Consider the following 19,415-nt stretch of genomic DNA (forward strand, 5'->3'; position numbering starts at 1 on the left):
ATCGCTTTATGGCCCAAGACGACCTACTCTCACAAGAAGAGATCGATGCCCTGCTGAAGGGCGTCAGTGGGGATGATGACAGCACCAGCAGCACGCCACCCAGCAGTGCAGCATCGCGCGCAAAACCCTACGATCCCACGACTCAGCACCGAGTCATACGCGAACGTCTCCATGCACTTGATATCATCAACGAACGTTTCGCGCGCTACTTCCGAATGGCAATCTTCAATTTCATTCGCCGCAGCTCAGATATCACAGTCGATGTCGTTCGTTATCAGAGCTATAGCAACTTCGCACGCAATGTCCCGGTACCGACGAATATTAATATCATCTCCATGAAGCCGCTCAAAGGCTCGGCGCTTATCGTGTTCCCGCCGAATCTCGTGTTCATGGTTGTTGATAATCTGTTTGGCGGAGACGGACGCTTTCTCACTCGATCAGAAGGGCGCGAGTTCACCAATACTGAACAGCGCATCATTCAACGCATGTTGCAGCTTGCTATCGATGCGTACAGCGAGTCTTGGAGGTCGATTTACCCCCTCGAGATCAGCTATGTGCGCAGTGAGATGCAGTCGAAGTTTGCCAACATCACGAATTCCCCGAATGAGATCGTGGTCAACACCTCATTTAACATCGACATCGGCAACCTCGCGACCAGTTTCCAGATCTGTATTCCATTTGCGATGATCGAGCCGCTGCGCGATATCTTGAGCAATCCGCTCAAGGACGGTGCGCAGGATCCAGATAACATATGGAGCCGACGCATGGCCGGGGAGCTTCGCGAGTCGCAGATCGAGCTGGTCGCCGATCTGACCGCGATTCCGGCTCGACTCAGCCAGGTATTGTCGCTGAAGGTCGGCGATATCCTGCCCATAGAGCTTCCAGAAACGGTACTGACCAGCGTCGATGGGATACCGGTACTCGAGTGTGCGTACGGCAGCCAGAACGAGCGACGCGCACTACGGGTCGTTCGGATGATCGACCACAACACACAGCAAGAACCGCTCGAAGCTGAGGACGCCTTTCTCAAGCGTCGCCCAAGCCGGGCAACCCCCAGCCGCAACGAATTAAACCATGACTGAGCAAGACAAGGCCGAAGAAAACGCCGAACCGAACGAGGACACGGCCGCTGATTCGGTTGCTTCGGACAAAGCAACAGAGGCTGGAGCGGAAGGGGCCGAAGAAGGAGCCGAAGAAGAGATCGATCTCTGGGCTGAAGCGATGGCTGAACAGGAGGCTCATGAGGCCACCAACACGGAGTCAGACAACGCTCAGGCTGAAGAATCGGATGACGATGAGGATCTTTGGGCGGCCGCCATGGCCGAACAAACCGAAGCCACGAGCACCGAGACTGACCAGCCGACAGCGAACGCGGCCACCCAGCCAGATGCTCGCACGTCTCAAGCGCCCCCGGCAGCTGACAAGCAACCGGAGGTGGAAGCCGCCGGCGAGCGCGTGTTCCGGCCTTTAGAACAGTCGAGCCAGGTCAGCGAAACCCGCGATCTTGCGATGATCCTGGATATCCCAGTCCGCCTCTCGGTGGAATTGGGTCGGACCAAGGTGACGATCAAAGAGCTCCTAGAGATGGCGCAGGGATCGGTGGTCGAGCTTGACGGCCTGGCCGGCGAGCCGATGGACATCTTGATCAACGGCTATCTGATCGCCCAAGGCGAGGTGGTTGTCGTTGAGGACAAGTACGGCATCCGTATAACGGAGATCGTGACGCCGTCTGAACGCGTTCAAAAACTCAATCGATGAACCAGGCTGCCGCGAGCGACACAGCGTCTGTCATCGCCGGCGGGGACACCTTGATCGGGCTTGCCACGCTTGGCAAGCTCACGCTCGCGCTCATCGTGATCGTGGTCATCATTCTGCTTGGGGCTGTCGTTGTGCGACGCATGCGGCTTGGATATTTCCATCCAGCGGCGGCCATCAAGGTCGTTGGCAGCGCGGCTGTTGGTCCCAAGGAGCGGGTCGTCGTCGTTGAGGTTGCCTCAGCCTGGCTTGTTCTCGGGGTTGGCGGTGGTCAAATCACGCGCTTGCACAAGCTCCCTGCCCCGCCACCAAACGAAACCGACCGGGCGCTGGCCGATGATGGGCCTGCGTTCGATGAGGGCGACTCGTTTGCGGCACGCTTCGCGAAGGCGCTGAAACACAATGTCGGGATGCGATGAGCGTCGTGCCAACCAGTGCCGCGAAGAGGGTTCTCGCGTTAGCCATCATGCTCATGCTGGCAGCAGGTTGGCTGCTGCTTGCCGAGCCGGCCTCAGCTCAGCAGTTGCCAGGGCTCACGAGCCAGCCATTGGAAGACGGCGGTCAGCGCTGGTCACTGTCACTGCAGACACTGTTGCTGCTCAGCTCGCTGGCATTCTTGCCGGCGATGCTGTTGATGATGACCAGCTTCACCCGGATCATCATCGTCCTGAGCCTGTTGCGCACCGCCATGGGAACCCAGGCCACACCGTCGAATCAGGTGTTACTGGGTTTGGCGCTGTTCCTGACCTTCTTCATCATGGCGCCGGTCTTCGATCGAGTCTATGAAGACGCCTGGGTCCCGCTGCGCGATGATGAGATCAGTTTCGACGAGTTTCTCGATCAGGCTCAGGGGCCCGTTCGCGAATTCATGCTGGCACAGACAAGAGAGCCCGATCTGGCACTCTTCGCACGCTTGGCGGCTATCGGCCCGATGCAAGGCCCGGAAGACGTCCCGTTACGCATCCTAGTGCCCGCCTTCGTCACCAGTGAGCTGAAGACTGCCTTTCAGATCGGTTTTACGATCTTCATTCCATTTTTGATCATCGATCTGGTGGTCGCGAGTACACTGATGGCGTTGGGCATGATGATGGTGCCACCCATCACGATTTCGCTCCCGTTCAAGCTGATGCTGTTCGTCCTCGTCGACGGTTGGCAACTGATCATCGGCTCGTTGGCGGAAAGTTTTTACGTCTAACGTCGCTAGCGCGGAGCCATCCCGGCCGATGAAGCGCTCATTTCACGGTAACCTGGAGTTCCACACATGACACCCGAGGAAGTAATGAACCTGGCCTCTCAAGGGATGCGAATCGCGCTATTCCTCGCGGGGCCAGTGCTACTCTCCGCGCTCGTCACAGGTTTGCTCATCAGCCTGTTCCAGGCCGCGACACAGATCAACGAGATGACCCTGACTTTCATCCCCAAGGTGCTGGTGATCTTTTTTGTGTTGATCCTAGCTGGCCCTTGGTTGCTGCAACTGATCACCACCTTCACGCGTAAACTCTTTACTGAAATCCCATTGATCGTGACTTGATCACGAACTGATCATGCCCTGATCGTGACTTGATCGTAACCTGATCATGACTTTAGCGTGAAGATCCATTCGCCGTGATCGAGGTCACCTTTGACCAACTCCAGACCTGGCTGGCGATGTTTCTCTGGCCCTTTACGCGGATCACCGCGTTCTTTGCCGCATCGCCGCTGTGGGGTCATTCCAGCGTGCCTAACGAGGCCAAGGTCGGTCTCGCGGCGCTGATCGCCATCGTCATTTCACCCGCGCTACCGCCGCTGCCGCCTGTTCCCATCATGTCTTGGGGTGGCTTGGGCATCATCGTCGAGCAGATCATCATCGGCGTATCAATCGGCATGGTCATGCAGTTCACCTTCAGCATTGTGCAGGCCGCGGGCGCCTTTATTGGGCTCAAGATGGGTCTGGCTTTCGCCAACTTTTTTGACCCAGGCAGCGGCACCAATATTGCCGTGCTGTCGCGCATCCTGTTCACCATTGCGCTGATTATGTTCCTGGCCCTCAATGGCCATTTAATCGTGCTCGAGATCCTCGCCACCAGCTTCCAGACCCTGCCCATTGGCCTAGGTGGATTTAACCCGGATGCCTTCGAACTCCTTGCGCGTTACAGCGGCGTCGTCTTCACCAGCGGCATGCTGCTCGCGCTGCCTGTGGTTGCGCCCTTAGTGATCGTCAGCATCGGACTTGGCATTCTCAATCGCGCATCACCTCAGCTAACCGTCTTCTCAATTGGATTCCCAACCTCGCTGATCTTCGGGCTGGTGCTTTTGATGGTGATGATGGGGCACTATGGTGGGTTTCTCGAGCGGATTTTCACCCATGCGCTGAGCATGCAACAGCGGCTGTTAGATATGCTCGCGCCACTTTAAACGCTAGCGATCAGCAGGTTTTAGCAGCGCGAGCAGCGATATGATGGCAGCAAATCATGTGACGCAGAAACCGATCAGCGCAACGGGCGATCAGCGCATGAAATCGAACAATGACATGCCCTGGATATCAACAAAGGCGCGCTGTGCAGCTTGCAACCCGACCTGCCGTAGGCTGTATTCGGTGACAGCAGCGCCATAGTCGAGGTCAACGAGATCAGACATGGTCTGATCATAGTTCAACATGCGGTTGCCGCTTACCGTATCGACCAGATCCAGCTCGTTCAGACGGGCGCCGACCGATGCGCGCTGAGTGAGGATATTGTCCAGGCTGTTATCCAGTTCGCGCATCATGGAATTGATAGTATTGGTGATGTGCGCGCGGTTTTTGGGCGAACCCTCCCGATCCATCTCCAAGACATCAATCGCATCCTTCAAGGTTTTGAAGAGATCCTGATTCGCCGCTTCATCGTCAGCTGGGCGGAGTTGAATTTCATCGCCAATTTCGGGATCTCCTTGCAGGCCGACACTGATTCCACCGAAGTTCAACACCTGACCGGACTCATAGTCCTGTGGGCCGAGGAGTTTTGGGGTGTCGTTCGTAAAAGTCGTACTGTGATTATCGCTTTGAAGCTGAAACGTAAAATCACTCGGCAGGTCCTCGGCAAAGTTGATGACTAAATCAGAACCATCGCCGTTCGCACTTTTGTCGTAGACACTAAGAATATCATCAGTTGCTTCCAGTGCTGACATAAGCTCTTCGGGAGTCTTAAAAGTACCAGAGCTAAAAGCTGGCGAGAGTGCGCCTAAAGACAGATCAACGTCCCCATCATCAAGCAAACTACTGGCGTCAAAACCTTCGATTTTTAGAGCTGTGATCTGAATCGCATTCGTGAAAGCCGCTGTCACATTAGGAGTCGCACTCGTATCCGTGAGTGCGAAGGTGAAATCCTTCGGTACACCATCAGCAAAAGTCACGACAAGCTCGGAGCCATCGCCGCCAGTACCACTATCGCTTCTATCAACTACACTAACAATCTCATTTGTCGACTCTAGAGCACTTATCAAGGCGCTAGAATCCGCGTAGTTGCCGTCCGAGAAGCCCGTCAAGGCCCCTTCTGAGACTTCTATCGTATTGCCAGTGGAAAGCAATACACTCGCATCGACGACGCGCTGTCCGAACTTCAGCGTGAATGCTTCGCCAAAATCGGAGTCACTGGCATCCACACGGTTTGGACCGGAGAAGGTGACCGTACCCTCGTTGCTCACATAAAGAGATTGGGCGCCGAGAGAGATCGATGCCGAGTCTGGGCCTACTTTCTCCGCGCGAGCAACATAGCTCGTGCCCGCTGCGACGCTCTGGAACAGTGTCTTGCCATTATTGCTGACTGCCATCAGCCGCTCGGCATCGACACGCTGCTCACGAACCTGTTCATCGCCGGCATAATCGATGCGAGCGATGCCTGGACCATCTGTATTGCGGACGAACGGCGGGGCTTCGTCCTGATAGCCGCCAAACAGATACTGATTGTTGCCATCCGTCGAGTTGCCAAGTCCGATGAGGGTCTCATAGAGCCCACGAAGCTCAGTCGCAATCGACTCACGATCAGAATCGTTCAGCGTTTCGCTAGCCGCTTGAACCAGCAGTGTCTTGGCTCTGATGACCAGATCACTGGAACTGCTCAAAACGCTTTCGTTTTGAGACAACGAATTTCTGGCGCTGACGCGCGAGTCGGTGTTTTGCTGCGTCGCTGTTTGGGCCTGCGACACCCGGACCGCACGCGAGGCATCTTGCGGATCATCAGCCGGTGTCATCACTCGGCGTCCACTCGCAATCTGTTGTCCGACCTTGAGGAACTCGCTCTGTTGCCGATTCATCGACGACAGGCTCTGCTGGTACATGGTAACCGTGCTGATGCGCATCATGGCGAATATACCCTTAAGATCAGTTGCGCAGGCCGAGGATGGTGTCGAACAGCGTCGAAGCGGTATCGATCACTCGGGCATTCGCGGCATAAAATTGCTGGAAGCGGATCAGATTAGCGGCTTCTTCGTCGAGGTTGACGCCCGACTCAGACTGCTGCAATGCCTCCAATTGCTCGGTGATGCCTAGGCTTGCGTCTAGGTTGACCTGCACGATATTGGCACGGTTGCCGACGTCGGAGACCATCCCGGCATAAGCTTGTGTGAGTGTCGAGCGACCGCCCACAAGTTGTTCAGATTGCAGGTTCTGCAGTGCCAACGCATTGCGGTTATCACCTGGGCCGGAGGCCGCCTCCTCGAGTATTAAGGTGGTATCGGCATCACCCGACCCTGGCAGGCCATCGATCCTGAAGCTGACACCGTCCACAATAATTACGTCTCCCGCGCTCAGCGCGGCATCAGTACCGACAGTATCACTGGCTTGAACAACACCGCCAACACTAACCGCGCGTGTCTCACCATTAACCTGAACGTTGGCAGGAACATTCGTGCCAGCGAATTCAAGGTTCCCAGTATTGTTCAATAACAAATCGTAAGCTGCAGCATTAGAGAAAGCACCACTAGAGGCCGTCAACACTTCACTTGCCATATCGCCACTACTAGTCACAAACAGACCAGCTGCGACCTTATCCAAGTCGCTGATGACGGTTTCCATACCACCCGCAGCGCGGCGGACAGGTTGCACCTCAAAGCGATCATTTTCTCGCAGATTCGCGATATCATCGAAGGTCAAGATAACGCCCCCGAAGCTCAGAGTCGCATCCGTTCCGGCTCCACCGTTATCATCGTAGGTCAGCGCGCTCGTATCTAACGCCTCTCCAGTATCTTTGCGGATCACAGTAAAGTCTGATGCCCCACTGGGAACCACAGCGCTGTTCACCCGAACCTCATAATCCGTCGCCCGCAACTGGGCTAGATTAGGCTCGTCAAAACGGGCACCGATAATCTCCGCTGTACCGCTGTTGCGATCATTGGCGTAGGTGATGGGCTGGCCGATGTCGAAGAAGTTACCACCTTGATCGCCATTGAGATCTCGTCCCAGGCGGTGCTGATCGTTGAAGCCGATCACCATCGAGGCTGCTAGTTGGCCGATCTGGTTCTGTGTTTTATCCAGCGTCTCGCTGCGGAAGGTCATCAGCCCGCCGAGGGTACCGCCGGTAATCAGCGACTCTTCGAGCGGGATGAGACTGGCGTTGGCGCGGCGACCATCTTGATAGGCAACCACAGTGCGTTGCGGATCGGTTGGTGAGTCGACGGCGTGGAGTTTGAAGACGCTGGTGCCTGTGACCAGTTGCTGCCCATTGGGCAGGCTGATGTTATAGGTCTTACCATCCTGGATGTTGAGCCGCACGTCCATGCGCTCGTTGATCTGCTGGATCACATAATCGCGCTGATCGAGCAGTCCGTTGGGCTCCTCGCCTCGGCTCGCGCGTGCCATGGAAATCTCACGGTTCAGTCCACCAAGCTGCTCGGTGAGATTGTTGATTTGGATGACTTCGTCGCGGATCTGGCCGTTGACACCATCCTGCATGTCCTTCAAGTAGCCGTCGAAGGCACGGAACTGGGAGGTCATGATGTCCGCGGTGCCGAGCATGCCTTGGCGCGTCGCGGGGTCAGCAGGCCCCGCGGCAAGGTCTTGGATGCTGGAGAAGAAGTTCTGCATCAGCGGCGAGAGTCCGGCCTCGCGGTCGGCCAGCAGATTGTTGATCTGGCTGACCTCTTTCTGGTAAGCCTCGAGGCTCCGGGTGTTGCCAAGGGAGTCGTTGAGCTGGTTGGCGACGAATTGATTGAACTGACGCTCAATGTCGGTCACCCGCACACCACCGGAGACCCCGTTGTTGGCGAGCTGGGCGATCTCCCGATTGAAGCCGGGGGTATAGACGTTGCTGATGTTGTTGCTGGTGGTCCTGAGGGCGTTCTGAGCCGCGTTGAGGCCACTGACACCAATGGAATAGATCGACATGCTGTTCTTCCCGACCGCGTTGATTGAAGACCGGCCTCTTAACCCGTTAACACTTTATCGGCAAATGTGCGCGAAGCTTGAGGCGCCCTGCTGACCGGGTGAGCGCTCAAGCTCGAGGGTCAGAAGACCACATCTACCCCTTAGTGCTAGGGATGAGCTGAGCCGTTAGCATGAACACGACCACACGCCTGGCCCCGGCCTTCAAGGCTACCTTTTTGCGTGCCCAAGTAACTGCTTTTTAAGGGCCTAAAACCCCTGGATCAACGGCGAGCGCTTGGCCTCGGCGGCGACAGCATCAAAATGCCCCATGATCTTGATCAGCTTATCGGCATAGGCTGGGTCCGTTGCGTAACCCCCTGCCTGCAAGGCGCGCGCAGCCTGTTCCGCAGTGGGCGCCGTGCCGACCGCCGCGTAGCGTGGGCTGCGGCTGATCAGGCGGCCATAGTCGGTAAAGGCCGCCTCGTAGGAATCGTAGACGCGAAACTGGTCCTTGATCCGGGTACGTTGACCGTTGTAATACTCGTGGGTCGTGACGGCGGCGGTCGCCCCCTGCCAATGGCGGCCCGCCTTGATGCCAAACAGGTTATGGCTGTTGCGCCCATCGTCGGTCCGAATCTGGTGTCGGCCCCAACCGGTCTCCAACGCGGCTTGCGCCAGGATCAGCTCAGCAGGCACGCCGGTCTTGCGGCTCGCGGCTTGCGCAGGCGCCACCAGCGGCTGCAAGAAGGCCTGCACATGCGCCGGCTGATCACGCACATCGGCGGTGGTCATCGCGCCCAGATTCGCCGGTCGAGGATCGAGCGAGCCACTCAACGCATCGAGCAAGCCACCAGGTGAAGCCGCCCAGTAATCGGCTGAGTCGCCAGTAACCTGGGCGGTCTGATGATCAGCACTCAGATCGGCTTGATGACTAGCCGGTTTGCGACCTGCATTACCCTCGGGCTCGAGCAAGCCAGACGATGGCTGAGCGCCCGTCCGCTCGATCAGAGGCGCCGTTGAATGCCCACCCCAAGCGGCCAGAAAGCCCCCCTTGGCTTCAGCGCTGGCCGCATCAGGGCCTGCGCTGTCATCACTCGCCCGCGCAGCCCGATCGCCCCTTGCTGTCAGCGTCGCCGTTGCCGCAGGCTCAAACAGCGCATAGCGTCCGCCAGTTATCGGAGCCTGAGCCGCTAGCACAGAGGGTGGCGTATCGGCGATCGGACGCTCCTGATCAGGGCTGGCGGCGGCCGTGCCAACGGGATTGGGGCTGGATGGCGCCTTCCCGGCCTCAGCAGACTGCCGCTGATCTGGCGGGGTCTTGAGCATCCGCGGCTCACCGCGCGGGATGTGGGCGAGCAGGTCGTTTTGATCAAGTGCTGCAGTTGCTGCCGCCGCAGCTTGCGGGGTCGTCACCGCAGACGGACGTCGCTGACCGGATTCGAGCTGTTCGACCAACTGATCAGCCAGTCCGATACCGCGCTCGGCCATGGTCTGCGCCCATTGATGGTCGAGTAGAGACTGATAGAACTCGGTCTGCTTGCTGTTGGTCAGGTCACTGGTCTGAACGGTGGCGCGCATGCCCTTGATCAGTGAATGTAGGAAGAGCGCCTCGAATTGTTGTGCCGCCGCGCGTAACGCCTCCGGCTTCTGCTCGCGCGCGCCCTGCTTCAGGCGTTGCAGCCCTTGCACGTCGAGTGCGAATTGACTCGCGGCGCTGTCGATCTCCATCAGATGATCTGCAGCTCAGCTCGCAAAGAGCCGGAGGCCTTGAGCGCCTCGAGGATGGCCATCAGGTCTTGCGGACTGGCACCTAAGGCATTCAGCGCGCTCACCACCTCGGTGAGGTCTGCCCCGCCGACGAAACGCAGATAACTGTCTTGCTCTTCGATACTGATCTGGGTTTCTGGCACGACGACGGTCTCACCACCGCTAAACGGCGGCGGCTGACTGACTTGGAACTGCGTCTCGATGATGACCGAGAGATTGCCATGCGCAACCGCCGCACGCCGCAGCGTGACGGCGCTATTCATCACCACTGAGCCGGTGCGCGCGTTGAAGACGACGCGAGCCGGTGCCTCAGTGGGCGTCACCTCAATGCTTTCGACCCGAGCGATGAAATTCACCCGTTGATCATCGCTGGGTGGGCCGTTCAGCTCAACCACCCGGCCATTGACGCCCTTGGCCATGATACAGCCGAACTCTTCGTTGATTGCGTCGACGACCCGTTTAGCCGTGCCGAAGTCCGCCTCTTTTAGAATCAGCTCTAGCATTCCGCCCCTGGCGTTGAGGTCAACCGGCACGCCCTCTTCAACGATTGCGCCGTTGGGAATGCGGCCTCCCGCAAGTTGGTTGATCTGGACCGAGGTACCGCCCGCCTCGGCGCCCGCACCCGGGATGAGAAGATTACCCTGCGCGATCGCATAGATCTCGCCATCGGCCCCCTTGAGCGGCGTCATGAGCAGCGTGCCACCGCGCAAACTACGCGCATTACCGACCGATGAGACATTGACGTCGAGCTGTTGGCCAGGGCGCGAAAACGGCGGCAGGTCTGCCGTCACCATGACGGCCGCCACGTTGCGCAGCTGCATATTGGTACCCGGCGGAATGGTGATACCCAGCTGCTTCAGCATGTTGCTCAGACTCTGTCCGGTAAACGGCGCCTGCATGGTCTGATCCCCGGTGCCATCTAGACCCACCACCAAACCAAAGCCAATCAGTGGGTTATCGCGAACGCCAGCAAAATCCGCCAACTCGCGGATGCGCTCCGCTGACGCCGGCAGCACGATCATGATGCTGAAGATGAATGCGGCGACAAGCCAGTAGACTCGACTCGAGCATCTGATCATCGCCGATGTCGAGGATAGTGAGGATGCGTTATTCATGGCTTAGAACGGCGAGATGTTGAGGAAGAAGCGCTGCAGCCAGCCCATCGTCTGTGCCTCGTTGATGTAGCCATCGCCCACATACTCGATACGAGCATCGGCAACCGACGTCGATGATACTGTGTTCTCCGACGTAATCCTAAACGGGTCGATCACGCCTGAAAAGCGAATGTACTCAATGCCCTGATTGATCGCAATCTGCTTCTCGCCGTGCACCCGCAGATTCCCGTTCGGCATCACATCCACCACGGTCACGGTGATGGTGCCGGTAAAGCTATTACTTGCCCTTGAGTCTCCACTGCCAGCGAAATCGTTGCCACCTTCAATATCGAAGCCAGCTTCCCTGAGTTCACTGATGCCATCGAGCGTGCTCGGCAGCGCGATCATATCGAGATTGGCCGACCCGCCTCGCGAGGCACTCGACCTCGAGTTCTTCGTGGCGCTGACTTCCTCATTCAGTACAATCGTCAGGATATCGCCGATCATCCGCGGCCGGCTGTCCTCGAACAACGGCCGTATGCCGCGACGACGCTGATAGATAGAGCCGTCGGCAACACGCACGGGCGGATCGGGAATCTGAACCGGAACCTGGTCACCAACCACGGATCGGCGTGGCAGTTGCGCACAGCCGAACAGCATGAGCAACGCAGACATGAGCAAAAGCCGCCCTAACCACCTCATGGCACGGTCGCCGTTACAAGCATGAGTGCCGCTGTAGGCCTTGTTAAAGCTGCGTAAGACGCGCGAGCATTTCATCGCTGGTCTGCACGGCCCGGCTATTGATCTCATAGGCGCGCTGAGTGGTGATCATATTCACCATCTCCTCCACCACATTGACGTTGGAGGTCTCGATATAACCTTGAGCTAAAGTGCCCGCGCCATTGAAACCGGGGAGATTCTCATTTGGTGGTCCCGAGGCAGCCGTCTCCTGGTAGAGGTTGTCACCCATGCTCTGCAGGCCGGTAGGATTGATGAAAGTGACCAGTGTGATCTGACCAATCTCCTGGCCTAGTGGATCACCGGGCAGCGTGGCTGTCACGATCCCGTCTGCGGCAACCGTGACATTCAGCGTATTTTCTGGCTTGATGATCGCTGGCTCTAATGGGAAACCATTCGACGTCACCATCTGACCATTCTCGTTGAACTCAAAGGTCCCATCGCGGGTATAAGCAATGGTGCCATCGGGCATCAGCACTTGGAAAAAACCCTCACCCTGAATCGCCAAATCATTCGAGTTTGCAGCCTCGAGGCTACCTTGCGTCATCTGTCGTGCAACCGCGATGGGGCGCACACCAGAACCGACCTGCAGCCCTGAGGGTAGGCGGTCTTGCACATTATTCAGCGCCCCGGGCTGACGCAGGTTTTGGTAAAGCAGGTCAGCAAACACCGCGCGCGAGCGCTTGAACCCTGCGGTGCTGACATTCGCGAGGTTATTCGCGATGACATCGAGATTGGTTTGCTGGCCTTCGAGCCCAGTCTTGGAGGTCGATAGCGAGCGGATCATAGCCATGGCGGCGGTCTCCTCGAAAGCGATGTCGATGCGTTGGTTGGTAACAGTTCTAATCGATGGGCCGCACGCCAACTGTCCTCAGTGGTTGCCGCGCCGACACTGGGTCGAATATCAATTTCTAGTGTGGCTATCCTGCGTCAGCCTTGCAGGGAAAGGATGCTATTGGCGCGCTGATCGTTCTCGTCGGCCGTTGTGATCACCGACATCTGCATCTCGAAGTAGCGCGCGGCGCTGATCATCGACACCATGGCCTCGACCGGGCTGACATTGCTACCCTCGAGACTCCCGCTGACCACTGTCACCGCATCATCCCTGGGCAGCGGAATCACCAGACCCTCTTCGTTTTCCGGCGGGCGAAACAGACCATCGTCTCCGCGCAGCAATGGCTGTTGACCAGGATCGACCAGCTTGATGCGGCCGATATCAGCAATCGCATCCGGGCCTTGTCCGGCTCCGATCGCGCTGAGGGTGCCGTCGTCACCCATAGAGAGTCGAGACTCTAGAGGGACGATGATGGGACCACCCTCACCGATCACCGGTCGACCTGCGATCTCGAGCACGCCGTTGCTATTGACTTGGAGCTCACCGCGACGCGTATAGGCCTCGGTGCCGTCCTCGGCTTGGACCGCGATCCAGCCCCCTCTGTCGATCGCGACGTCGAGCGGTTGACCGGTGGTAGTGATCGGCCCAGGGGAGAAATCGGTCCCTGGCGTTGATGCGACCGTCGAGACCCGGGTCGCCGTCGCAGCCTCACCCTGGACTGGCACGGCACGCGCCGCAAAGAGTTGCGCGCGAAAGCCAGTGGTGGTGGCGTTGGCCAGATTGTTGGTGACCACCGCCTGCTGTTGCAGGCCCTGCTGCGCGCCGCTCATGGCGGTGTAGAGGATGCGATCCATAGGAACTTCTAGAGAATTTTGATCGCCTGTAGTGAGCTACCAAGCGATGCCGAATAAGCGAGCATCGCGCCAAGGCACGATGCTGCCGCCCTTCGAGAAAAGATGATCAGCTAGAGATTGATCACAGTCTGCAGCATCTCGTCCTGAGTGCCGATCGACGACGAATTCGCCTGATAGGCACGCTGCGCTACGATCATATCAACGAGCTGCTGTGCCAGGTCGACGTTGGAATTTTCCAACGTCTGGCTCTCGACAGTGCCAAAGACACCAGTGCCGGCGACGCCAAGAACCGGCTCTCCTGAGGCATTCGTCTGGCGCCAAGCGTTGTCGCCATCGGGCATCAGGCCCTCTGGGTTGATGAAGTTGGTCAGTACGATCTGACCTGCGTCTCGGCGCTCTTCGTTGGTAAAGATGCGAATGACGCGGCCGTCGTCTGTCACTTCCAGGCCGGTTAGAGTACCTGATGTATAGCCATCTTGATCTAGCGAGTTCTGAACGGAGTTGTTATTAAATTGCGTAGTACCTGCAAGAACGAAATCGATGGCCGTGTCACCTGTGAATGGTGCTGCACCCCCAAGGGCAAGTGGTTCAGTGATCTCGATCTCCGTACGATCACTTTCATCACCAGTCCCTTCGTTAATTCCGATGATATTATTATCGGCATCCTTCAAGAGTTGACCATCGCTACCAAACGTTAGAGTAAAAGCATTGTCACCCGCAATAGGAAAAGTGACAGGATCAGTAGGATTAGTGGTGGATTCAGTAAAACCCGTAATGACTCCATCGAATGCAACATAAGCTTGCCATAGATTGTCAGCGGTAGGATCCTTACGAAAATAGGTCGTAATCGTCCTTGGATTTCCCAACGAGTCATAGGCCGTGTAGCTACTTGAGAAATGGTAACCAATCTCCTGCTCTCTACCTACAACAGTCGGATCGAAATCATTGAAAATCGTTGCCACCTGCACTACATTAGGATCTGTCGCATCAATACCAGCATCCAAATTATAGATGGCGCTTACTTCTTCCGTAGCATTGGCCGGGATATCATTAGGTGGAATTCGAAGTCGTTCTGGAGCACCGCCAGCGATGACATCCGCGAACGGATAATCTTCATCATCTTCATTCATAGTAAAGCCGGTCAGAAACTGGCCAGTACTATTAACCAGAAAACCATCCTGATCTTGATTAAATTCGCCATTACGAGAATAGACAACCTCGCCGTTTCCCTTTTCCATACGAAAGAATCCCTGACCAGCGATGGCCAGATCGAGCTCACGACCAGTATTCTCGAGATCGCCCGATCTGAAGTCTTGAGAGATTCCGGCCACCCTCACGCCCAAGCCGATAGGACTTGCTCCGGCGAAGATGTCGGCGAAGGACGCTCGGCCACCCTTGAAACCCACTGTCTGTGAGTTAGCTATATTATTGCTGATGACCTTAATGTTTTCTGCCTGACCCCTGAGGCCACTGAGTGCTTGTGAGAAGCTCATCGGGTGTTCTCCATTCTAAATACGATGCGTTGCGTGATAACTAGAGAATTTGGCGGACAGCGTCGAGGCCGACCTGACCATAGACAGCACCGAGATCCAGACTGACCTGGCCGTTAGCGTCTTGCGGCGTGACGCCAACCACAGACGCATAATTCAGTGCCTCACTCGCCACGGCTTCATCATCAGCGTCGATCGCTTCAAGGCTGAACGTGTAGGCGCCAGAGGCGGCAGGGTCGCCCTCGTTAGTAAGTCCGTCCCATTGGAATGAACTCACTCCCGCATCAACCGGTCCGGTGTTGAACTGGCTGATCACGGCGCCGTCAGCGCCTCTGATGGTCACTGCCACATTTTCAGCCGGCCTTGCGAGCTCGATGCCAAATGGCGTTGTAAAGAGATCGCCTTCCTCTCCTTGCTCAAGCATCACTTTATTGCCCGGCACCAATACACCTTTGCCGATCAGGGCGCTGGCTTGCAGGGCGCGATTGGTATCGATCTGGCCAGTGATGGCCAATAGGGTTTGGTTCAACTGCTCGATACCGCTGACCATGTTGATCTGTGCGATCTGCGAGGTCATCTCTGAATTCTCGAGCGGATTCATCGGATCTTGATTTTGTAATTGGGTTGTCAGCAGCAACAAGAAGCTCTCGCGCAACTCGTCAGACTGACTCTTGCTCAGCGGCATACTGCTGCCAGCGTTCGCTGCTCGGGCGTTATCAACACCGGTGATCATGATCGTTAACCCTCTCCAATGGTCAGTGTCTTCATCATTAGCTGTTTACTGGTATTCACGACCTCGACATTCGCCTGGTAAGACCGCGAGGCAGAGATCATGTTGACCATCTCGTGGACGGGCTCGACGTTGGGCATGGTCACGTACCCTCGCTCGTCAGCAAGCGGATTGGCTGGCTGATATTCCAACCGCATCGGGGATGGGTCATCAATGACCTCGCGCACGCGAACACCACCGATTCCGCGCGCGTTTTGCGCAAGGCTCTCGAAGATGACCTGCTTGGCGCGGTACGGTTGGTTGTCGGGCCCAGCAATGCTGTCAGCGTTCGCGAGGTTGCTCGCGGTCACGTTCATGCGCTGCGACTGCGCCTGCAAGGCCGAACCCGCGATGTCGAAAACGGAAAATGTACTCATTAAGACATGCTCTCTGGCATTCGTTCGTTCAGTCAGGCGTTCGTTCGGTTCGCTCTGTCAGTCGGCTACTCGGGCTGCATCGCGCCCTTGAGGCCCTGAACTCTTCGATTGACGAGGGTCAATCCGGTTTCGTATCGGACCGCGTTGTCGATGAACTGCATGCGCTCTTGATCCATCTCGACCGTGTTACCGTCAAGGCTGGGCTGCGCAGGCATCCGGTAGAGGAGGTCATCGCTCTGCGAGGACCCGCTCAGCGGAGGACCTTGACCTTCGATGTGGCGGGCGGATGTCCGCGCTAGGTTGAGCCCCTCCTGCTCTGCCGACCGGCCGCGCTCTACCGCCTGCTTCAGCTGGCTGGCAAAATCGAAGTCGCGCGCCAAATAGTTTGGCGTGTCGGCGTTGGCAATGTTGCTGGCGAGCACTTCGTGCCGCTCTTGGCGCAGCGCAACGGCCTGTTGGCCAAAATTGAACGCTGCCGCAAGTTGATCGATCATCCGCGTCCTCTGTTTGTGTTCTCTGGCGAGCGCCAGCCACCTTAAGCAGTTTAGAGCATACCCGAGCAATTGCGACATGTAAGGTATGAATAGGCGAGCATTTTGTGACGACATTCGCGTTTTCCTGTCCCTGTGAGGCTGTTACTGTGAAATCTGCGTTTCAGCGATCGAGGCGGCAACGCGCCCTGACCGCGAGGAGCCGGCTCGCACTTGCGCTCATGGCGTTATCGATCCTTGCGACGGCAGGCCAGGTTCGGGCAGAGGAGACGCTGATCGATGTGGTGCAAGACTTTCTGCACCAGCAGTTTGCTGACGATGACCAGGTGGTTATTGAGGTGCACCTACCAGCGGCAAAAATGCCGCCCTGCTCTGCCCCGCAGCCGTTCTTGCCGAACCGCTCGCGGCAAGCCGAGGGGCGCGTCTCAGTTGGTGTGCGTTGCGGTGAGCAGGGCCAGCAGGTGCGCTACCTACAGGCGGATATCAACCGCTACGGACAGTATCCGGTGCTCACGCGGGAGATCGCACCGGGCACTCAAGTCACCGCAGCGATGCTGACGCAGCGCGAGGGAAACCTGAGCGAGCTGCCGCGCGAGGCGGTGCTCGAGCCAGCATCGATCATCGGCCAGGTAGCGCGTCGTGCGCTAGCGGCGGGCGTTCCCTTGCAACAGCGCCAGTTCGAAGCGAAACCACTGGTGAGGCGGGGTCAGCAGGTCTCAGTGGAGGCCCGCGGCGCCAATTTCCGCGTCAGCCGTGAAGGCAAAGCGCTGGACACCGGCGCCTTGGGAGACTCGGTTCGCGTGCAGTTCGGTCATCGCGACCTGATCAACGCGCGGGTGGTTGGGGAGGCGAAGCTGGTGGTCGATTTCTGAGCTGCGCTCTCAGGCGGGGGCTCGCCACGCAGCATCACCATGCAACCATCGCGAGTGCAGGCCACCGGCAGGCGCCGTTGACAATCCGGCTAAAGTTAGCGCGCCCTGGGCCGATAATCGAAGTAAGCACCGGGAATGAGGCCAGACCCTTGAAAATTGACTCCCATCATCCGCTGTTTCGCGCCAGCCAGCCCGCGCAGGAGCAATCCGCAAAGGTTCAGGGGCCAGCGCGGGGCGACGCCAGCAAGACCACCGACCCTGCGGTTCAGACCCATCTGCATCGCGAGGCGGCGGCAACCGATCAAGATATCAACGTTGCCAATGTCGAAGCCATTCGTGACGCGATTCGAGATGGCCGCTTAGAGGTCCGCGCTGACCGGATCGCTGATGGCCTGATCGCGAGCATTCGCGACCTGCTCGAGGTGTAACTGCGATGACGCTTGCCCACCTGCTCGGTATGCAATACGACGCTCTAGGCGCCTTGGTGACGCTGCTGGAGCAAGAGCGCCAGGCGCTCGCGGTTGGCAACATCGATGGTGAGCTACTGCAGCAGATCGCGGCTGACAAACAAACGCTGCTCGAGCAGATCGAGCGGGCCGAGAAACAGCGCCGGCTGAACCAGTCAGCGCTTGGCTATGCAGACGGCGACGCGGGCGCTCAGGAGGCGGCCCGTGATGCCAATTGCCTCAGCGACTGGAAGGCTGTTCGAGACGCCAGCGAGCGCGCCGCTCGGCTGAACGAGCTCGCCGGCGCCATGCTGACGATGCGCCTCAAACACAATCAGAAGATGCTGAATCTGATTCACTCCGTCGCCGAGAAGACCCTCTACGACACCCGCGGGCGAACCGAGGCCCAGCCCGGACGCATCAATGCCTCGGCCTAGTCGCGAGCCCTCACCTTGTTGACCACACCGAGCCTGCTGCTGCAACCGAGCCTGCCCCGCAAGCCCCATCAAGAATACGCGAGTACGATGATTTCGGCTCGCCAGACCAGCGGAAATGCTCTGGTTGCCTATACTCATTGAACGTCCCTCAGCACTGATTTATCTATGCAGAAAGCCGAGGTGGCGATAAGCTGTCCGGATTGCCCGCGCGAAGAGCCCCGGGGCCGGGGCGGGCCGCTAAGAACGATGATCGCCCGGGACAGGAACGCATTAGCCGGGGGATGTACGGATGGGAGAGAGTGTGAACGAGCTCGCGCAACGGCCGGCCTCGACGATTAATGGCTGGTCATCCTATGGCACGGTAGATCGAGATCTCGAGCTCACCGATACAGACTTTCACCGCATCCGCGAACTGATCCACAAACGGGCGGGTATTGTGCTTGCAGAGCACAAGCGCGAGATGGTCTACAGCCGCCTTGCCCGACGCCTAAGGCACTATGGGCTGACGCAATTCAGTGAATATTTAGCCCGCCTAGAACGTCGACCCGACGCCAAGGAATGGGAGGCCTTCACCAACGCGCTGACCACCAACCTCACCGCGTTCTTCCGCGAATCCCACCATTTCCCGCAGCTCGCCGATCATGTCCGCGACCGGCATGGTCCGATACGGATCTGGTGCTCAGCCGCCTCGACAGGCGAGGAGCCCTACTCCATCGCCATCACATTGGCCGAGACCCTCGGCACTCGCACAGCGGATGCCAAAGTGACGGCAACCGACATCGATACCGAGGCCCTGGCCAAGGCAAGGGCCGGCATCTACCCCATCGAGCAGGTCCATAAGATGGACGAGGCAAGGATCAAGCGCTTCTTCCAGCGCGGCACTGGAGGCCAAGCCGGGATGGCGCGCGTGCGCCCCGAGCTGCGCGCAATGGTCGACTTCCAAGAGCTCAACCTGCTCGCATCCGGATGGTCAATAAAAGGCCCTTTTGACGTGATTTTCTGCCGTAACATCATGATCTATTTCGACAAAAAAACCCAGGCACGCATCCTCGAGCGCTTCGCGCCGATGATGAAGCCCGATGGCTTGTTGTTCGCTGGCCACTCAGAGAACTTCACCTATATCAGTCAGGCCTTCCGACTCCGTGGCCAGACCGTCTATACCGTGGCTTGATGC

21 protein-coding genes are annotated in these 19,415 nt (G+C 57.8%); 10 read left to right on the forward strand and 11 right to left on the reverse strand.

The features are described 5' to 3' along the window. The first annotated feature begins 8 nt into the window (after positions 1–8). The 6 genes from fliM (at position 9) to fliR (ending at position 4,149) form a co-directional block, all read left to right on the forward strand. Positions 9–1,082, forward strand: a complete 1,074-nt coding sequence (fliM, locus tag CKO42_RS07910) for a flagellar motor switch protein FliM (RefSeq protein ID WP_200241690.1) — start codon at positions 9–11, stop codon at positions 1,080–1,082. Continuing rightward, entirely contained in the window at positions 1,075–1,758 is a 684-nt protein-coding gene (gene fliN / locus CKO42_RS28470) for a flagellar motor switch protein FliN (protein WP_200241699.1), read from the forward strand. The genes fliM and fliN overlap by 8 nt, the downstream gene beginning before the upstream one ends. Next, on the forward strand, positions 1,755–2,174 hold the full coding sequence (fliO, locus tag CKO42_RS07920) for a flagellar biosynthetic protein FliO (RefSeq protein WP_200241702.1): 420 nt from the start codon (positions 1,755–1,757) through the stop codon (positions 2,172–2,174). The genes fliN and fliO overlap by 4 nt, the downstream gene beginning before the upstream one ends. Positions 2,175–2,221: 47 nt before the next feature. Further along, positions 2,222–2,950 carry a flagellar type III secretion system pore protein FliP gene (gene fliP, locus CKO42_RS07925; protein WP_200241717.1) on the forward strand — a complete coding sequence of 243 codons (729 nt, stop codon included), beginning with the start codon at positions 2,222–2,224 and terminating at the stop codon, positions 2,948–2,950. Between the two features lie 66 nt (positions 2,951–3,016). After that, a complete protein-coding gene (gene fliQ, locus CKO42_RS07930) occupies positions 3,017–3,286 on the forward strand; it encodes a flagellar biosynthesis protein FliQ (RefSeq protein WP_200241720.1) in 270 nt (89 codons plus the stop codon). A gap of 116 nt (positions 3,287–3,402) precedes the next feature. Next, complete coding sequence (gene fliR / locus CKO42_RS07935; protein WP_242479222.1) at positions 3,403–4,149, forward strand: flagellar biosynthetic protein FliR; 747 nt, start codon at positions 3,403–3,405, stop codon at positions 4,147–4,149. 90 nt (positions 4,150–4,239) lie between these two features. Here the strand turns inward: fliR and flgL are convergent, their stop codons facing one another. From flgL to flgB, 11 genes are all read right to left on the reverse strand, one after another. Next, positions 4,240–6,072 (reverse strand): flagellar hook-associated protein FlgL, encoded by a 1,833-nt coding sequence (gene flgL / locus CKO42_RS07940; protein WP_200241724.1) that lies wholly within the window; start codon positions 6,070–6,072, stop codon positions 4,240–4,242. A gap of 19 nt (positions 6,073–6,091) precedes the next feature. Next, positions 6,092–8,092, reverse strand: coding sequence for a flagellar hook-associated protein FlgK (flgK, locus tag CKO42_RS07945; RefSeq protein ID WP_200241726.1), 2,001 nt, complete (start codon positions 8,090–8,092; stop codon positions 6,092–6,094). A gap of 246 nt (positions 8,093–8,338) precedes the next feature. Beyond that, positions 8,339–9,799 (reverse strand): flagellar assembly peptidoglycan hydrolase FlgJ, encoded by a 1,461-nt coding sequence (flgJ, locus tag CKO42_RS07950; RefSeq protein WP_200241740.1) that lies wholly within the window; start codon positions 9,797–9,799, stop codon positions 8,339–8,341. Next, positions 9,799–10,917 (reverse strand): flagellar basal body P-ring protein FlgI, encoded by a 1,119-nt coding sequence (locus CKO42_RS07955; protein WP_200241743.1) that lies wholly within the window; start codon positions 10,915–10,917, stop codon positions 9,799–9,801. The genes flgJ and CKO42_RS07955 overlap by 1 nt, the downstream gene beginning before the upstream one ends. 39 nt (positions 10,918–10,956) lie before the next feature. After that, positions 10,957–11,709, reverse strand: coding sequence for a flagellar basal body L-ring protein FlgH (locus tag CKO42_RS07960; protein ID WP_242479210.1), 753 nt, complete (start codon positions 11,707–11,709; stop codon positions 10,957–10,959). Then, positions 11,678–12,457, reverse strand: a complete 780-nt coding sequence (flgG, locus tag CKO42_RS07965) for a flagellar basal-body rod protein FlgG (protein WP_200241813.1) — start codon at positions 12,455–12,457, stop codon at positions 11,678–11,680. Before flgG ends, CKO42_RS07960 begins: the two co-directional genes overlap by 32 nt. Before the next feature lie 143 nt (positions 12,458–12,600). After that, positions 12,601–13,359 carry a flagellar basal body rod protein FlgF gene (locus tag CKO42_RS07970; RefSeq protein ID WP_200241746.1) on the reverse strand — a complete coding sequence of 253 codons (759 nt, stop codon included), beginning with the start codon at positions 13,357–13,359 and terminating at the stop codon, positions 12,601–12,603. 110 nt (positions 13,360–13,469) lie between these two features. Next, entirely contained in the window at positions 13,470–14,852 is a 1,383-nt protein-coding gene (gene flgE, locus CKO42_RS07975; RefSeq protein ID WP_200241749.1) for a flagellar hook protein FlgE, read from the reverse strand. Between the two features lie 40 nt (positions 14,853–14,892). Continuing rightward, on the reverse strand, positions 14,893–15,582 hold the full coding sequence (locus tag CKO42_RS07980) for a flagellar hook assembly protein FlgD (RefSeq protein WP_200241752.1): 690 nt from the start codon (positions 15,580–15,582) through the stop codon (positions 14,893–14,895). Positions 15,583–15,587: 5 nt separating this feature from the next. After that, positions 15,588–15,995 (reverse strand): flagellar basal body rod protein FlgC, encoded by a 408-nt coding sequence (gene flgC, locus CKO42_RS07985; RefSeq protein ID WP_200241755.1) that lies wholly within the window; start codon positions 15,993–15,995, stop codon positions 15,588–15,590. A 65-nt stretch (positions 15,996–16,060) separates the two neighbouring features. Then, entirely contained in the window at positions 16,061–16,489 is a 429-nt protein-coding gene (flgB, locus tag CKO42_RS07990) for a flagellar basal body rod protein FlgB (RefSeq protein WP_200241758.1), read from the reverse strand. Positions 16,490–16,707: 218 nt separating this feature from the next. On the opposite strand from flgB, the gene flgA reads away from it, so the two are divergent. The 4 genes from flgA to CKO42_RS08010 all read left to right on the forward strand — a co-directional run bounded on the left by flgA (position 16,708) and on the right by CKO42_RS08010 (position 19,412). Then, positions 16,708–17,358 (forward strand): flagellar basal body P-ring formation chaperone FlgA, encoded by a 651-nt coding sequence (gene flgA / locus CKO42_RS07995; RefSeq protein WP_242479211.1) that lies wholly within the window; start codon positions 16,708–16,710, stop codon positions 17,356–17,358. 149 nt (positions 17,359–17,507) lie between these two features. After that, positions 17,508–17,786, forward strand: coding sequence for a flagellar biosynthesis anti-sigma factor FlgM (gene flgM, locus CKO42_RS08000; RefSeq protein ID WP_200241772.1), 279 nt, complete (start codon positions 17,508–17,510; stop codon positions 17,784–17,786). A 5-nt stretch (positions 17,787–17,791) separates the two neighbouring features. Next, a complete protein-coding gene (locus tag CKO42_RS08005; protein ID WP_200241774.1) occupies positions 17,792–18,241 on the forward strand; it encodes a flagella synthesis protein FlgN in 450 nt (149 codons plus the stop codon). A 301-nt stretch (positions 18,242–18,542) separates the two neighbouring features. After that, positions 18,543–19,412, forward strand: a complete 870-nt coding sequence (locus CKO42_RS08010; protein WP_476737468.1) for a CheR family methyltransferase — start codon at positions 18,543–18,545, stop codon at positions 19,410–19,412. The last annotated feature ends 3 nt before the right edge of the window (positions 19,413–19,415 follow it).

The sequence above is a fragment of the Lamprobacter modestohalophilus genome (assembly GCF_016583905.1).
GTDB lineage: Bacteria > Pseudomonadota > Gammaproteobacteria > Chromatiales > Chromatiaceae > Lamprobacter > Lamprobacter modestohalophilus.

Coding starts and splice junctions, on each gene's coding strand:
- flgC (WP_200241755.1), bottom strand. CDS start 15,995: ATGAGTACATTTTCCGTTTTCGACATCGCGGGTTCGGCCTTGCAGGCG.
- flgJ (WP_200241740.1), bottom strand. CDS start 9,799: ATGGAGATCGACAGCGCCGCGAGTCAATTCGCACTCGACGTGCAAGGG.
- flgG (WP_200241813.1), bottom strand. CDS start 12,457: ATGATCCGCTCGCTATCGACCTCCAAGACTGGGCTCGAAGGCCAGCAA.
- flgB (WP_200241758.1), bottom strand. CDS start 16,489: ATGATCGATCAACTTGCGGCAGCGTTCAATTTTGGCCAACAGGCCGTT.
- CKO42_RS08005 (WP_200241774.1), top strand. CDS start 17,792: ATGACGCTTGCCCACCTGCTCGGTATGCAATACGACGCTCTAGGCGCC.
- fliM (WP_200241690.1), top strand. CDS start 9: ATGGCCCAAGACGACCTACTCTCACAAGAAGAGATCGATGCCCTGCTG.
- flgL (WP_200241724.1), bottom strand. CDS start 6,072: ATGATGCGCATCAGCACGGTTACCATGTACCAGCAGAGCCTGTCGTCG.
- fliN (WP_200241699.1), top strand. CDS start 1,075: ATGACTGAGCAAGACAAGGCCGAAGAAAACGCCGAACCGAACGAGGAC.
- CKO42_RS07955 (WP_200241743.1), bottom strand. CDS start 10,917: ATGATCAGATGCTCGAGTCGAGTCTACTGGCTTGTCGCCGCATTCATC.
- fliQ (WP_200241720.1), top strand. CDS start 3,017: ATGACACCCGAGGAAGTAATGAACCTGGCCTCTCAAGGGATGCGAATC.
- fliO (WP_200241702.1), top strand. CDS start 1,755: ATGAACCAGGCTGCCGCGAGCGACACAGCGTCTGTCATCGCCGGCGGG.
- flgE (WP_200241749.1), bottom strand. CDS start 14,852: ATGAGCTTCTCACAAGCACTCAGTGGCCTCAGGGGTCAGGCAGAAAAC.
- fliR (WP_242479222.1), top strand. CDS start 3,403: ATGTTTCTCTGGCCCTTTACGCGGATCACCGCGTTCTTTGCCGCATCG.
- flgK (WP_200241726.1), bottom strand. CDS start 8,092: ATGTCGATCTATTCCATTGGTGTCAGTGGCCTCAACGCGGCTCAGAAC.
- CKO42_RS07960 (WP_242479210.1), bottom strand. CDS start 11,709: ATGAAATGCTCGCGCGTCTTACGCAGCTTTAACAAGGCCTACAGCGGC.
- fliP (WP_200241717.1), top strand. CDS start 2,222: ATGCTCATGCTGGCAGCAGGTTGGCTGCTGCTTGCCGAGCCGGCCTCA.
- flgA (WP_242479211.1), top strand. CDS start 16,708: ATGGCGTTATCGATCCTTGCGACGGCAGGCCAGGTTCGGGCAGAGGAG.
- CKO42_RS07980 (WP_200241752.1), bottom strand. CDS start 15,582: ATGATCACCGGTGTTGATAACGCCCGAGCAGCGAACGCTGGCAGCAGT.
- CKO42_RS07970 (WP_200241746.1), bottom strand. CDS start 13,359: ATGGATCGCATCCTCTACACCGCCATGAGCGGCGCGCAGCAGGGCCTG.